This window comes from Acinetobacter sp. RF15B (genome assembly GCF_007558235.1).
GTDB classification, from domain to species: Bacteria; Pseudomonadota; Gammaproteobacteria; order Pseudomonadales; family Moraxellaceae; genus Acinetobacter; species Acinetobacter lwoffii_C.
In genome coordinates, this window is the sequence record NZ_VLSR01000011.1 from 20,002 (window position 1) to 34,437 (window position 14,436).

Annotated in this window: 17 protein-coding genes and 1 pseudogene; 12 read left to right on the plus strand and 6 right to left on the minus strand. The window is 45.1% G+C overall.

All coding sequences use genetic code 11. The annotated features are described in order from the left end of the window. Positions 1-43: 43 nt before the first annotated feature. The 5 genes from tsaB (at position 44) to fghA (ending at position 4,750) form a co-directional block, all read left to right on the plus strand. Positions 44-709, plus strand: coding sequence for a tRNA (adenosine(37)-N6)-threonylcarbamoyltransferase complex dimerization subunit type 1 TsaB (gene tsaB, locus E2K74_RS09725; protein WP_151207310.1), 666 nt, complete (start codon positions 44-46; stop codon positions 707-709). Between the two features lie 16 nt (positions 710-725). Next, positions 726-1,550 carry an undecaprenyl-diphosphate phosphatase gene (locus E2K74_RS09730; protein WP_151204356.1) on the plus strand — a complete coding sequence of 275 codons (825 nt, stop codon included), beginning with the start codon at positions 726-728 and terminating at the stop codon, positions 1,548-1,550. Beyond that, entirely contained in the window at positions 1,544-2,362 is an 819-nt protein-coding gene (locus E2K74_RS09735; RefSeq protein WP_151204357.1) for a class I SAM-dependent methyltransferase, read from the plus strand. Before E2K74_RS09730 ends, E2K74_RS09735 begins: the two co-directional genes overlap by 7 nt. Before the next feature lie 124 nt (positions 2,363-2,486). Beyond that, positions 2,487-3,869 carry a C13 family peptidase gene (locus tag E2K74_RS09740; RefSeq protein WP_151204358.1) on the plus strand — a complete coding sequence of 461 codons (1,383 nt, stop codon included), beginning with the start codon at positions 2,487-2,489 and terminating at the stop codon, positions 3,867-3,869. Between the two features lie 44 nt (positions 3,870-3,913). Then, on the plus strand, positions 3,914-4,750 hold the full coding sequence (gene fghA / locus E2K74_RS09745) for an S-formylglutathione hydrolase (RefSeq protein ID WP_151207312.1): 837 nt from the start codon (positions 3,914-3,916) through the stop codon (positions 4,748-4,750). 219 nt (positions 4,751-4,969) lie between these two features. Here fghA and E2K74_RS14585 read toward each other — a convergent pair whose 3' ends face one another. Beyond that, on the minus strand, positions 4,970-5,155 hold the full coding sequence (locus tag E2K74_RS14585) for a hypothetical protein (protein WP_161981128.1): 186 nt from the start codon (positions 5,153-5,155) through the stop codon (positions 4,970-4,972). 7 nt (positions 5,156-5,162) lie between these two features. After that, on the minus strand, positions 5,163-5,468 hold the full coding sequence (locus tag E2K74_RS09755) for a DUF2218 domain-containing protein (protein WP_151204361.1): 306 nt from the start codon (positions 5,466-5,468) through the stop codon (positions 5,163-5,165). Positions 5,469-5,638: 170 nt separating this feature from the next. Between E2K74_RS09755 and rpe the strand changes: the two genes are divergently transcribed. The 4 genes and pseudogenes from rpe to E2K74_RS15055 all read left to right on the plus strand — a co-directional run. Next, positions 5,639-6,325 carry a ribulose-phosphate 3-epimerase gene (gene rpe / locus E2K74_RS09760; RefSeq protein WP_151207314.1) on the plus strand — a complete coding sequence of 229 codons (687 nt, stop codon included), beginning with the start codon at positions 5,639-5,641 and terminating at the stop codon, positions 6,323-6,325. A gap of 637 nt (positions 6,326-6,962) precedes the next feature. Beyond that, positions 6,963-7,280 (plus strand): quaternary ammonium compound efflux SMR transporter SugE, encoded by a 318-nt coding sequence (gene sugE / locus E2K74_RS09765; protein WP_151204363.1) that lies wholly within the window; start codon positions 6,963-6,965, stop codon positions 7,278-7,280. Between the two features lie 69 nt (positions 7,281-7,349). Further along, entirely contained in the window at positions 7,350-7,832 is a 483-nt protein-coding gene (locus E2K74_RS09770; protein ID WP_151204366.1) for a methylated-DNA--[protein]-cysteine S-methyltransferase, read from the plus strand. 35 nt (positions 7,833-7,867) lie between these two features. Next, positions 7,868-8,038: pseudogene (locus tag E2K74_RS15055) on the plus strand (NERD domain-containing protein); the annotation flags it as partial. 58 nt (positions 8,039-8,096) lie between these two features. Here E2K74_RS15055 and E2K74_RS09780 read toward each other — a convergent pair. The 3 genes from E2K74_RS09780 to E2K74_RS09790 all read right to left on the minus strand — a co-directional run bounded on the left by E2K74_RS09780 (position 8,097) and on the right by E2K74_RS09790 (position 10,670). Continuing rightward, the gene (locus E2K74_RS09780) at positions 8,097-9,032 is read right to left on the minus strand and encodes a tRNA dihydrouridine synthase (RefSeq protein ID WP_201798516.1); all 936 of its coding nucleotides are present in this window, start codon (positions 9,030-9,032) and stop codon (positions 8,097-8,099) included. A gap of 259 nt (positions 9,033-9,291) precedes the next feature. Continuing rightward, positions 9,292-9,768 (minus strand): hypothetical protein, encoded by a 477-nt coding sequence (locus E2K74_RS09785; RefSeq protein WP_151207316.1) that lies wholly within the window; start codon positions 9,766-9,768, stop codon positions 9,292-9,294. Between the two features lie 92 nt (positions 9,769-9,860). Continuing rightward, the gene (locus E2K74_RS09790; protein ID WP_151207318.1) at positions 9,861-10,670 is read right to left on the minus strand and encodes an inner membrane protein YpjD; all 810 of its coding nucleotides are present in this window, start codon (positions 10,668-10,670) and stop codon (positions 9,861-9,863) included. A 138-nt stretch (positions 10,671-10,808) separates the two neighbouring features. Here E2K74_RS09790 and ffh point away from each other — a divergent pair, with 138 nt between their 5' ends. The 3 genes from ffh to E2K74_RS09805 all read left to right on the plus strand — a co-directional run bounded on the left by ffh (position 10,809) and on the right by E2K74_RS09805 (position 13,734). After that, positions 10,809-12,215 (plus strand): signal recognition particle protein, encoded by a 1,407-nt coding sequence (gene ffh, locus E2K74_RS09795; RefSeq protein WP_151205020.1) that lies wholly within the window; start codon positions 10,809-10,811, stop codon positions 12,213-12,215. Positions 12,216-12,366: 151 nt separating this feature from the next. Then, on the plus strand, positions 12,367-12,942 hold the full coding sequence (locus tag E2K74_RS09800) for an RBBP9/YdeN family alpha/beta hydrolase (RefSeq protein WP_151207320.1): 576 nt from the start codon (positions 12,367-12,369) through the stop codon (positions 12,940-12,942). Between the two features lie 186 nt (positions 12,943-13,128). Next, positions 13,129-13,734, plus strand: coding sequence for an RBBP9/YdeN family alpha/beta hydrolase (locus tag E2K74_RS09805; RefSeq protein WP_151205022.1), 606 nt, complete (start codon positions 13,129-13,131; stop codon positions 13,732-13,734). Here E2K74_RS09805 and E2K74_RS09810 read toward each other — a convergent pair. After that, complete coding sequence (locus E2K74_RS09810) at positions 13,688-14,428, minus strand: type III pantothenate kinase (protein ID WP_151205023.1); 741 nt, start codon at positions 14,426-14,428, stop codon at positions 13,688-13,690. The two genes, E2K74_RS09805 and E2K74_RS09810, sit on opposite strands and share 47 nt — an antisense overlap. Positions 14,429-14,436: the final 8 nt, after the last annotated feature.

Consider the following 14,436-nt stretch of genomic DNA (forward strand, 5'->3'; position numbering starts at 1 on the left):
AGTATTATATCTGCGTTTTTATATTCTCTGAATAAGGGTGTGCATGAAAGTGCTGGCACTGGAAACTGCCAATGAGCAGTGTTCCGTTTCTGTGATTGATGATACTCAAACGTTATTTTTTCAGCTGGATGCGCGCGCCAAGGCACAAACGCAAACCATTCTTCCCATGATTGAACAAGGCTTGAACGAATTGGGACTAGCTGTAGCTGATCTCACCGCGATTGCTTTTAGCCGCGGACCGGGTTCATTTAGTGGCGTCCGGATTAATGCAGCAGTGACTCAAGCCCTGGCCTGGTCAAATGACTTGCCAGTGATTCCTGTCTCGACTTTACAGGCTTTAGCACAGGCAGCTTATCGTTTGCAGGGGCTAACCGAGGTCTCTGCTGTGCTAGATGCGCGCATGAACGAAGTTTACATTGCCAGCTATCGGCTTGATGATACAGGTATTATGCAGCCAGTCCATGAAGAACAATTATTAAGTTATGCCGATGGGGCTAAGGCTGCCATATTTATGCCAGTAGGTTCAGGTGCCGAGTTGGTGCAAAATGAACAGTCTGATTATAAAGCAGTGAGTGCAACTGCACAGGATATTGCAGTCATTGCACGTGCGGCAGCAAAAAATGAAAACTGGGTCAGTGCAGAATTGGCATTACCTGTTTATTTACGTGAGAACGCGTGGAAAAAAATTCCAGAACAAGGCAAAGCATAATTAATTAGGATTAAGCATGGATCTTTTACTGCTGCTCAAAGCGGCAATCATGGGTATAGTCGAAGGTATTACCGAGTTTTTGCCTATTTCCAGTACTGGGCATCTGATTTTGGCTTCAGAGTTAATGAACTTCTGGAGCAAAGAAAAAAGTGATGTATTTGTGATTGCCATTCAGATGGGAGCAATTGCTGCGGTTATTTATGAGTACTGGACCCGACTCTGGGGTGCGGCGACCGGGATTGTAAGTGGCGAACCTCAGGGACGCCGTTTGGGTATTGGATTGATACTGGCTTCTATTCCGATTGTGCTGGTCGGTCTGACTTTGGGACAAACTGTCAAAGAGCTGTTATTTAACAATATTGCGATTGCCATTGGGCTGATTGTGGGTGGCCTGATCATTATCTGGATCGAAAAGAATCCTCCGCAGGTGCGCGCCAAAGAGGTTGAAGATCTGACTATTAAAGATGCGGTCTGGATCGGACTGATTCAGGTTTTGTCCTTGATACCGGGCACTTCACGCTCGGGTGCGACCATTATTGGGGCGATGTTCCTCGGTGTATCGCGTAAGGCGGCAACCGAGTTTTCTTTCTTTCTGGGAATTCCGGTGATTGTGGGGGCGGGTCTGCTCGACCTGTATCAAAGCTATGGGGTTTTCCATACCACCGAAGACTGGGTCGTGCTGGCAGTCGGGATTTTGGTGTCCTTTGTTTCGGCCTTGCTATTAATCCGTGCTTTGGTGGCATATGTAGCCAAACGCGATTTCATGATCTTTGCCTGGTACCGGATTGTATCCGGGCTGCTGATCTTGTTATTTGCCTATACAGGTTGGACATTATGGTAAACCAGATTCGTCTCTATACCGAATCTGACCATGTAGAGAAAGCACAGCACTTTGAGGCTGTGCTTTCTTCTCGTGGGGTAGAGACTGAAATTGTAACAGTAGAAAAACTGAATGCCCGCTTTCTTCGTTTACATCCTGAGCTTGGCCTGTGTGTCGATGTGGACGGCTTGTGGCTATGTGCCAATGGCATGAAAATGCAGCCTGACTGGCAGGCCGAAACTGCCCGTTTAAAGCGTGCATCCTTAAAGTCGGAAATGATCGCTCGTGCCTGTAATCTGGCAGAAAAACCGTTTCTGATTGATGCGACGGCAGGTTTGGGACATGACAGCCTGTTAATGGCACATTTAGGTGCCCAAGTCACTTTGGTAGAGCGGCACCCGATTCTATTTACCCTGCTGGAAGACAGCCATATCCGTGCCCGTCAGGATGCTTTTTTGAGTCAGGTGGTTGCGCGTATTCATCTGGTTTTTTCTGACTCGGCAGATTATTTAAAATCCCGGGCGGAACAGAAAAACCTGGTCGATGTGGTGTATCTGGACCCGATGTTTCCACAGCGTGACCAGAACCAGCAAGCGCCCAAAAAGCAGGCACAGGTCAAAAAGCAGATGCAACTCTTACACCTGCTACTGCCAGAAGATGGAGAGATGGATCTGGGCGATCATCTGCTGGAACTGGCACAGGATATTGCAAAACGTGTGGTGGTAAAACGCCCGCGTCTGGCGGTTTTTTTGGCGGGAAAACAGCCAGATCATCAATGGCAAGGTGATGCTTGCCGTTTTGATGCATATTTTCAGCATGAACTTGTAGCTTAAGATGATAACTGCTTCTAAATTAATCAAGGATTTGTTATATATGTAACAATTGGCATTGATAAAACTATTATCAGACATACACTTATTTAACACTTGAGCGAGCTATTTATCTCCCTGACCTCCTATGATCGACTTTAAACCCTCCATTAATTTTTGGCATGATTTTAAAAGCAACCAAATGGCTGGAGTATGGTTATTTTTAGGATCGCGACGCTCGTTGCAGCTGGTGCGTCCTTCCATTGTCCAGCTGGTGTTTTGGGGAGTTTTGGGTGGCTGTGCCAACAGCCTGTTTAGCTGGCTGAGTTCTGGCCGTATTGGTGATTTTAACTCGCAAGGTCTGATCAGCTATGCGCTCTGGCCTTTTATTGCCCTGATTGTCGGGATTTTTCTGTCCCAGCGGATTAATAATCCACGTTTGATGTTGGTGCCGGCCTTGTTATGGCTGGTACTCGATACGCATATCATGCTGTTTCAATCTCTGATTCAGTATCTCGGGGATATCGATTATCTGCCTTATGTGTTGTATCCGTATATTCCGACCCTGTTTGTGGTGCTGTTTGTCTGGCAAAGTCTGGCAGTGGTCTGGGTAATCTCGCGTGAGCTGCAATGGCCATGGTGGGAGCGGGCGCTGATTATACTGGCCACTTTATTTACTCTGGTGGTCTGGCAGATTTCGATTAAGGACCAGCCGATCTGGAAAGTGGAAGAAACTCCGCCAAGTTTTGCAGAAGATGCCTTTTATGCACAGCCGACGCTGCTGAATAAAGCGCTGGACAATATTCAGTATGGAGAGTTTGCCCAGTCACACTGGTATTTTATGGGGATTGCTGGCGCCAGTTACCAGGATGTGTTTTATTCGGAAATCGAGCGGATTAAAGAACAGTTTGATACCCGTTTTGGTACCTATGGCCGTTCCATTGCCCTGGTGAATCATCCAGCGACCCGCACCCAGATACCGATTGCCTCCAGAACCAGTATGGAGTTGGCGCTACGCCGCATCGGCCAGCAGATGAATCGCGAAAGTGATGTGCTGTTTTTGTATATGACCTCTCATGGTTTGCCAAATACTTTTGAAATGGAAAATGCACCTTTGGATCTGGCACAGGTCGATCCGAAATGGTTACGCGAGACGCTGGATGCTTCTGGCATTCGCTGGCGGGTGATTGTCATTTCTGCCTGTTTCTCGGGAAGCTTTGTCTCAGCCTTGCAAAATGATAACACTCTGGTTATTACTGCTTCTGCGGCGGACCGCCAGTCTTTTGGCTGTTCAAATGAAGCCGACTATACTTATTTTGGCCGCGCGTTTTTTGATGAGGCCATGCGTGAGAACAGCAGTTTAAAAGCGTCTTTTGAACAGGCCGCAAATACAGTAGCCAAATGGGAGTCTGCTCAAGGTTTTGAGCCATCAGAACCGCAGTGGATGATTGGCAAGAATATGGAACTGATGTTGCCGCAACTGGAGCAGCAGTTATTTCCAGAGATGACAACTGTGAAACAGTCTCCTTAAATATTTTTTTCGCAGCAGGTCTGCAAGCAGAATAGGGATATAGCATGGAACTTGTACAGAACAATAGAAGCTTCGACGGTGAACAGCGGATTTATCGTTTTGATTGCAAAACCTTAAAAACCCCGACCAGATTTGGAATTTTTCTGCCGCCTCAAGCACTGGCCGGGGAGAGCTGTCCAGCACTGTTTTACCTTGCTGGCCTGACCTGTACTGAGGAAACTTTTGCAATTAAGGCTCATGCACAGCGTTTGGCGGCACAATTGGGCCTGATTCTGATTACTCCGGATACCTCACCACGCGGAGAAGGCGTGGCAGAAGGCGACAACTGGGATATTGGCCAAGGTGCCGGATTCTATATCAATGCAACCCAGACACCTTGGGCTGAGCATTATCAGATGGAAAGCTTTATCGTAGATGAGCTTTACCAATTAGTGAATGATGAGTTTGTGATTCAGCCAGGTAAAATCGGAATTTTCGGTCATAGTATGGGTGGACATGGGGCGCTTACCCTGGCTTTTAAATATCCTGAAAAATTTAGCTCTGTCTCGGCATTTGCCCCGATCTGTGCGCCAAGTCAGTGTCCATGGGGAGAAAAAGCCTTTAGCCATTATTTGGGTGAGAACCGGGCTGAATGGCAGCAATATGATGCAACTGAGCTGATCAAAGCCAAAGGGGTCTTATTTAATGATATTCTGATTGATCAGGGTTCTTCTGATCAGTTCTATAATCAGCTGAATCCAGAGCTGTTTCAGCAGGCCTGTGACAGTGTGCAGCAGAAACTCACACTACGTGAACATTTGGGGTATGATCATGGCTATTACTTTATTCAAAGTTTTATCGATGATCATTTACAGTTTCATGCGGTACAATTACAACCTTAAGTGACTTTAAGGCTTATATAACTAAAAGAAAAAAATAGCATGGGCCCAATTAGAGCGTGGCCCATGTTTTTATGTATCAATTCTTATAATAAAAACCAGGGTAATTCATGCAAAACTCAAGCAATATTCAGGCTTCTTTTGAAGATTCCGGGGCCTTATCTTTTCCAGTTGAGCCTCGCGTCAGCAGCCTAGGCTTAGGCACTATCCAGCGGTTATGCTTTAAATGCCTTGTATAAGCAGCATATTTCGCCCCGACACTTTGCTCATTTCCTTGAACGGCTGGCCGAGACGAATCAGCAACAAGATGGAAGAAATCCGGCTGAAAAGTCTCTCGGGGGTTTTCTGAGCAGCCATCCGGCAACTGCTGAGCGCATTCAGGCAGTCAAAGCTTTTGAGTAGGAACACGCCCAACTTACTCCTTAAATTTTTTATCGGAGTCATGGTACTGCCACTCGGCAGTCAGTGGCTCCTGTCCCATACGGATCAGATGATCCAGAACCACATTTTCAAGTTTATTCAGGTCAGTAGATTCATCTGTGCTTTGAATCGTTACGGTAAGATGATCTGCCTCGGGTGTCAGACTCACTTCTGCACCTGGAAAATGAATCAGGAAATTTTGTTCGGTTTCATCAATATTAAATTTATGTTTCCAGTGATTAGCCAGGCGTTTGGCAATTCGTGAAGCTTGTTGCGTCTGGAGATAGGCTGTACTTTTCATGATCACGTCTCTCAATTTTTAACCTGAGCTGCACTTTAAACCAAGTCCTGATCAAGTTATAAGCTTATAAGCGTGACACAGTGTTTTATTCTTGCAACATCAAGAGCACAGTCGCCGGACTGGATTTGCTATAATGAGACACATCCAATTTCAGCTCATCAGGTTCTTCCATGTCCAAACCTTATTTAATTGCCCCCTCAATTCTGTCTGCCGATTTTGCCCGTTTAGGGGAAGAAGTGGAAAATGTCTTAGCCGCTGGGGCAGATGTGGTTCATTTTGATGTGATGGACAATCATTATGTACCGAACCTGACCTTTGGTGCAGGCGTATGTAAAGCTCTAAAAAACTATGGCATTCAGGCGCCTATTGATGTGCATTTGATGGTCAAGCCGGTTGATCGTATGATCGGGGATTTTCTTGAAGCAGGTGCGGATATTATTACCTTTCATCCAGAAGCTTCTGACCATATCGATCGTTCCTTGCAGCTGATCAAATCGAGCGGTGCAAAAGCAGGTCTGGTCTTTAACCCGGCCACGCCGTTGCATTATCTGGATTATGTTATGGACAAGGTTGATCAGATCCTGCTCATGAGTGTGAACCCGGGATTTGGTGGACAGAAGTTTATTCCAATGACCTTGGACAAGCTGCGTCAGGCTCGTCAGCTGATTGAGGCCTCAGGTCGTGATATTCGTCTGGAAGTGGACGGAGGAGTGGGGCCTGCGAATATTCGTGAAATTGCGGAAGCAGGTGCCGATATGTTTGTTGCAGGCTCAGCTATCTTTGGCAAACCGGATTATAAAGCTGTAATTGATGAAATGCGTGCAGAACTTGCTAAAGTCGGACAGGTTCAACTTTAATCGTTAGAATGTTTAAAGTGCATAAATCTGTGGATAACTTTGTGGATAAGTATGTAGATATCTATGTTGATAACCATATGGATAAGTTGCATAAAATGTAAACATTTGTGACTCTTTTGATTGCTTATTAGACAAAAAAAGTATAAAAAGAATTCGATTAGAGTTCTTTTTATACAGTGTATGCCTTTAATTCGGTGAATGTTTATTCACCAGTTTTGAGTATTTAGGCGAGTCAAAAAGTAATCAATAAGTATAGGGTCTGGCTTGAATCATATAAGATCTCCACGCTATTCTTTAAATTTAATTGATATGTATTACTTAATAATTTGCGGATAACTGTGAGTTTTATTGTTAATAAAATTGATTAAATGAAAATGGAAAGAGTAACTGGGTATTTCTCCAGATTCAGCATAAGTTGAATATAAGGCTCTGTCTTGAGTATTTGGGTAAGGCTGGGTTAAATTAGATCTCTTTTAGTCAGGTTTTGTAAAAATTACAGTTCTAGAAACTGGATTGTATATCATCTATTTTCCTTATTCAGGAGGAACGACCTCCCTTGTTAGTTGCTTATTTAAATGAAAATTAACAGGAAAAATCGTCAGGACGGCCTGACTCTGTCATATAGGAGGAAGGCGAAATGGCCTGGATCATCTTAATTCTTGCGGGTTTATTTGAAATCGTGTGGGCATATTCAATGAAATTGTCTGACGGATTTACCCGGCTCACCCCAAGTCTTGTCACGCTGTTTTTCATGGTGCTGAGTTTTGTGCTACTGGCGTATGCCATGCGCACATTGCCCTTGGGGACGGCTTATACCATCTGGACTGGAATTGGAGCCGTTGGCTCATTTCTGGTTGGGGTGTTTATTCTGGGTGAGCCGGCTACTGCCATGCGCATGCTGGCAGCGGTGCTGATTATTTCCGGTCTTGTGTTGATGAAATTATCTTCATCTTAAAGCCTGTCGCACGTTTCAAAATTCCATTAAAATGAATAAGAGAACACTTCATTTTAGAGGAGTATGGTCATGCAGCTGAGTTATCTGAATATGGATTCACCTGTAGGGCAGTTGCGACTGGTGGCACATGAAACGGCACTGGTGGCTGTACTCTGGGATGGTGAAATGCCCCATTGGTTTAAATTGGCGTCACTGGTGGAGGGCCTGCAACATCCGGTATTGATTGAAACCAGACGCCAATTGCAGGAGTATTTCTCCGGTCAGCGCAGTGCCTTTGACGTACCTTTAGAATTTATCGGGACTGATTTTCAGAAAAAAGTCTGGCAGGCCTTGCTGAATATTCCCTATGGTCAGACCCGAAGCTATCGTGACATTGCCGAGCAGATTGGCAACAGTAAAGCGGTGCGTGCTGTCGGGGCAGCCAATGGTAAAAATCCGATTTCGATTATTACGCCTTGTCATCGCGTGATTGGCAGTAGCGGCAAGCTGGTCGGATTCGCGGGCGGCCTGGACAAAAAAGAAATTCTGTTAAATATTGAACAAAAAAATTAAGCTTTAAGTATCTAAAATAATTGAATAATTAAAATATGGAAAATTCTACAATATCGATATTTGGCTCACTCTGGTCAAATATAGGGTGGATTCTTCTGCTTTTCTTTGGTGTGATGATTTTTAAATTATTCAAGCCATTTCTGAAAGGAAAGTTGGGAGAGTTTACCGTTGCTATGCATGCCAAACTTTATCTGAAAGATCCGCAATTATAGGTTTTTATGGGCTCATCAAAAAGCCTTTGAATCATTCAAAGGCTTTTGGGTTTTAAATATTTGAAGCTTTCAGTTTTTCGGTAATCTCGGCCAGAACCTTAATCCGTTTTACTTCATCCCATAAGGCTTTGGCTTCCGGATAATGTTTCGACATCATGCCGAGCCATTGCTTGTAGCGACCGACCATCCCAATTTCAGTTTTGGCCGGCCCATTGATAAAACGAATTTGCAGTTGCAGCAGGTCATTCCAGTTCAGTAACGGTATATCCGAATTTTGACGGATACATTGAGTCAAGTCTGGTGTGGTGACTGCACCGCGACCAATCATCAGGTCTTCACAGCCCGACTCCAAACGGCATTGCTTGGCATCGGCATTGTTCCAGATTTCACCATTGGCAATAACATTGATCTTGAGTGCCTCACGAATCGGCTGTAACTGATCCCAGAATGCAGGCGGAGTATAGCCATCGGCTTTGGTACGCGCATGAACAGTGACCCAAGACGCTCCCGCATCTTCAATAGCATGCGCATTGTCCAGCATGAAATTGCGATCCATGTAGCCTAAGCGCATTTTTGCCGATACTGGAATGTGTGCAGGAACCGCATCACGCACAGCTTTGACTAACTCATGTACGACTTCAGGTTCATCCAGTAAAATCGACCCACCACGATGACGGTTCACGGTTTTCGCCGGACAACCAAAATTCAGGTCAATTGCCGGTGCACCCATTGCAGCCACTTTGACGGCATTCGCTGCCAACATCTCCGGGTTATTGCCCAGAAACTGCACATGGACCGGCGTGCCGGCAGCAGTTTTGCCCTCATTTAACAGTTCCGGGCAATAGGTATGATAAACATGATCGGGCAGGATGGAGTCGGTGACGCGGATAAACTCGGTGACACACCAGTCAAAGCTACCTACGGATGTTAGTACATCGCGCATAATTGGATCGGTTAAGCCTTCCATGGGTGCAAGAACAAGTTTCAACGTGGCTACCTGTAAATTCGAAAAATGGAGTTATACGTTTTTTTACTAGGGTTGTCTAGCCAATCCAAATGTTTACCAGTTAACTGGCAGCCAGCGTAATTGTAGCGAAGACCGAAACTAAGAAAAGAATGTCTGATAACTACCTCCCCTTACTTTACACAATAGTTGCTACTTGATTAATGATAAATGGGGATTAAGATTAAAGGCATTTAAAACTTGGCTTAAGCTGATTCAAGCACAAGCCAAGTCTTGATCAGAATTATAAACGGCGACATTGACCTTCTTTGTCACCATTGACTCGGTTATTACCACCGATCGGTTGAATCCGGTTAGATTCGCATTGCAAATTACCGTCTACCACATTGTCATTTACAGTAATTTTTTGGGTATTCTTTTTCAGCTGGATATCGCCTTCTACCTGATTGGCAGTAAGCTGCATTGTCTGACCATCTTCTAGCTGGATATTGCCGTCAATCTGGTTATGTTGTGCCAGAACCGAGCTAAAACGTCCTTTCGATTCCAGATTGCCATCAATCGCCGTATTTAAAATCACTGCTTGCGCACCCTGATACAGCATGATATTGCCTTTAATCGTGGCATTATCAATCTGACAGTGTTGACTGATACTGACATTGTCATCAATCGTACGATCTTTAATGCTACCGTGACAGTGATAATCTGCGAAACTTGCGCTCGATAAACAAAGAAATGCTAAACCTGAAATGACTTTTATCATCATGAACCTTAGTGTATTTTTAATGCACCTTGACCATAATTTTTGAATATGACCGTCTGATGACAACACTTAGATATAATGTTGGCTTTCGGTTAGCGTACTAAAATCATTTCCAGTACAAACTTGGAGCCAATAAAGCCCAGTGCCAGCAGACCAAAGCCAATCAGGGTAAAACGCACCGCTTTCTGACCGCGCCAGCCAAATTTCCAGTGTCCAATAAGCAGGGCACCATAAACCAGCCAGGAAATAATACTAAACACTGTTTTATGTGCCAGATGCTGGGCAAAGAAATTATCAATGGTAAAGAAACCAAAGCTTAGTGCCAGTGTCAGCAAAATGAAGCCGGTCATCAGCATATCGAACAGCAAAGATTCCATATCTTGATAAGAGGGCAATAAATTGACCCAGACCCGGCGTTTCTGTTTCTTTTTCAGTTCACGGTCCTGAAAACGCAGAATAACTGCCTGAATGGTGGCCATCAGCAGCACGGCATAGGCAGACAGGGACAGGATAATATGAATATCCAGCCCCAAAAAGTTTTGTACAGTAATTTTGGCGGGCTGAGTAAAGGCAAAACCCAGAAATAACCCGGTAGCAGCCACTGGAATACCAATCAGGTTCAGCGCAATAATCGGCCGATATGTGCTATAGATAATACTCAGCAGTAACATCAATCCCGAGGTAAAGGAAAACAGGGCAAAAACATCATAATTGATCCCCAGCGGTGTATACATATCGCCGGAGACCACCAGCGCATGCAGCAGCAGTCCTACCAAGGCAGTCAGGCCAACAAACCATTGATTTGGAGCACGTTTAGCCATCAAGTGAATGAACAGATACCAGAAGGAAGCGGTATAAGCGACTAATGCTAAGATCGTATAAACCAAAGGGAGGCTAACCATGTCAAACCTTTTTAAGGGTGATGAATATTCATTTATATAAATTCGCTGCGAACTACAGTATCCTATAGCATTCTATGCATAAATTTTCTATTTTAAGAAACAATTTTTTGCTACTGGCTATTTTAAGCGGATTTTGCAATGTTTGATACCTTAACAGAACGACTCACACAGAGTTTAAGAAATGTTACTGGCTCAGGGCAGCTAACCGAAGACAATATTAAAGATACGTTACGTGAAGTACGTATGGCACTTCTTGAAGCCGACGTTGCGTTACCTGTAACTCGTGAATTTATCGCGAAAGTTAAGGAAGAAGCATTGGGCCAGGAAGTGATGACTCAGTTATCCCCAGGGCAAGCCTTCGTCAAAATTGTCTATGACGAATTGACCAAAATGATGGGCGAGGCCAATGAAAGCCTTGACCTGGCAGCTAAACCCCCGGTGGTTGTGCTGCTGGCCGGTTTGCAGGGTGCGGGTAAAACCACCACTGCAGCCAAACTTGCGCGCTTCTTGCAAGAACGTCAAAAGAAAAAAGTCGCGATGGTCTCTGCCGACGTCTATCGTCCGGCGGCGATTAAGCAGCTTCAGACTGTTGCCGGTGAAGTTGGCGCAATCTTCTTAGAGTCGAATGCTGACGAAAAACCAATTACGATTGCCAACCGTGCCATTGAGCAGGCAAAAATCCAGTTTGCTGATGTGCTCATTGTCGATACCGCAGGACGTCTGCATATCGATGATGACATGATGGATGAAATTAAAGAGCTACACGCAGCGATTAACCCGACTGAAACCCTGTTCGTGGTCGATGCCATGACCGGTCAGGATGCGGCCAATACTGCCAAAGCTTTTAACGATGCCTTGCCTTTGACCGGTGTGATTCTGACCAAGACGGATGGTGATGCGCGCGGTGGTGCGGCACTTTCGGTACGTGCTATTACGGGTAAACCGATCAAGTTCCTCGGGATGGGTGAAAAGCTGGATGCTCTGGAGCCATTCCATCCGGAGCGTGTGGCACAGCGTATTCTTGGCATGGGTGACGTGCTGTCTTTGGTCGAAGAAGTTGAACGCAAGATCGACAAAGAAAAAGCCGAAAAAATGGCGAAGAAATTGCAAAAAGGCGGCAGCTTCAACTTTGAAGACATGCTGATGCAATTCGAGCAGATGAACAAGATGGGCGGCATGATGGGCTTTCTGGATAAACTTCCGGGCATGAGCAATGCAGGACTTCAAGATGCGATTGCGCAGGCGAATCCTGAAAAGCAAGTGAAGAAAATGGAAGCGATTATCCAGTCGATGACCATCAAGGAGCGCCGTAATCCGGAGCTGATGAATCCCAGCCGTAAAAAGCGTATTGCAGCAGGTTGTGGCATGGAAGTCTCAGAAGTGAACAAGCTGATCAAGCAACATGCGCAAATGGCGAAAATGATGAAGAAATTTGCCAATCCGTCGGGTATGGCAAAAATGATGAAATCACTCAGCGGTTTACAGAAACAGTTTGGCGGCGGCGGTGGCATGGGTCCACTGTTCGGCGGCAATGATAAAAAGTAAGATGTTGAAATAAAAAAGGCGCGCAATGCGCCTTTTTTATGGGCTAGTTTTTCTTGCGCTTTTGTTTAAACAAAACAACATTTGCTTACCCAAATCCTCGATAAAATCAGGCAGACTCAACAGCATTAAAATAAATAAAGGCAAAATGCAGATGGCTCAGGTGATTGTGGTGCATGGTTATACGGCCAGCCCGGAAGAAAACTGGTTTCCATGGATTCAGGAAAAAGTCCAGCAGGAACATGTCAGCTTGAAAGTACTCAGACTTGACCCATCGACCACGCCAAAACTGGAGGTCTGGGAACAGCAAATGCGTGAACAGATTGATGAAATAGATGAAAACAGTATTTTCATTGCACATAGTCTGGGCTGTCTGGCCACCTTGCATTATTTAAGCCGTGAACTAAAAAATCAGAGAATCAGACAGCTGGTGCTGGTTGCCGGTTTTAATGGCCGGCTCGGGCGTTTAGAGGAAGTGGACCCTTTTATTGATGCCGCTCAGGTAGATTTTGAGAGACTGAAACGTCAGATTGACGAGCGTGTGGTGATTTATTCGGAAGCCGATGACCGGGTATTGCCTGAATTTAGTCTAGAGCAGGCAGAAAGTCTGGATACTATCGTGATCAGTGCCGAGCATCAGGGACATTTTATTAATTCTCAAGGCTGTACAGAGCTGCCTGAAGTCTGGCGGGTAATTGAGCCTTATTTAACTAAAATTCCCTCTGATTAAACTGTGCTAACTCGCTGATCCAGAGCTTAAAGGCTTTAGATACATGATTTATATAGCCGCTAATCTATAGACAAAAAGTATGCAGAGCAGAAGCCAGCACTGTTGGCATGCTCTTTTCTAAATAATAAAAATGAATACAGCAGCGAATCGTCTGCTTTCTTTAAAATTTAAAATAAGTCAATCACCATGACCCATAGAATAAAAAAAGTGTATATCGTACCCGACTATCAAGCCACGATTAATGATCACTGGTATCCATGGCTTAGCCATCAGATCAGGAGAGCCGGATTTCAGGCCAAGCGCGTCATACTGGCCAATCCATTTCAACCAGATCTGGACGAATGGCAGCAAAACCTGCAAGTGCAGATGCCGCAGCTGGATGAACACAGCATTATTGTGGCGCATGGGTTTAGTGCTTTGAGTGTCTTACAGTTTTTGCAAAAACAGCCGGGCTTTCAAGAACAAAAAATTGGAGGATTGGCTATAGTGGCGGGTTTTGATACGCCCTTAGTGGCTTGGTCCGAATTAAATAAAATGATTCAGACAGTACGATTAGACTTTAGGGGATTACCGCAACATTATCAGCGGGCAGTAATGTTTGTGTCCAGCAATGACCCTTATGTGCCTGCACCAGTTTCACTGCGGCTGGCTCATACCCTGAACGCTCAAATTTTTGAAATCAGGGAAGCAGGCCATTTTTGTAAACGGGACAGTTATACTGATTTTCCTCAGTTACTCACTGTGATCATACGTTTTCTGGCAAATGGTCTGCAAAATGCTGCAGGCCTTTAAGCAGCAGATCCGGTTCAATCACAGGGTCAAACTGTACCAAATGCTGGGCAAATAAGGGAGCATCGCCACCGGTCAGGATCAATTGTGCCGGAAAATGTTCCAGTACTTTTTGAATGGTACTGAGCAGTCCCAGCAAAATGCCATGATGTACGGCATCAATGGTATTGCGTCCCGGAGAAAGCTCCTCAAAGGCGGCATCCGGAATTTTAATGCCCTTGGTATTTTGAATCAGGGAATCGCGTTGCAAATACAGGTTCGGCAGAATATAGCCCCCGAGATGATATTGGCCCTGGGTCAGATCAATGGTCAAGGCAGTGCCACAGCTGATCACACAATAATTTTGTTCAGCTGATTTGGCGACTGCGAGCACTTGCAGCCAGCGGTCGATGCCCAGTTGGGATGGCTGGTCATAACCGCAGTGCAGTCCTGCATATTCAGCCTGCACTTTGGCACAGATGACGGGTACATTCAGCTTCTTGAGTATTTTTAGAATACGGTCATTACTTTTTTTATCCTGAACTGAAGAAACGCCGACTTGCTGCAAACCTAGCTCTTTAAAATGCTGGATCAGTCCAAGCAATAGGTCAGTGGGAGACTGTAAATGCAATTCAGCCGCATGCTCAATAATCTGATCCTGCTCGGTGATCCAGTATTTAAGCCGGGTATTGCCGATATCTAGCCATAGTTTTTTCATAGAGCTTG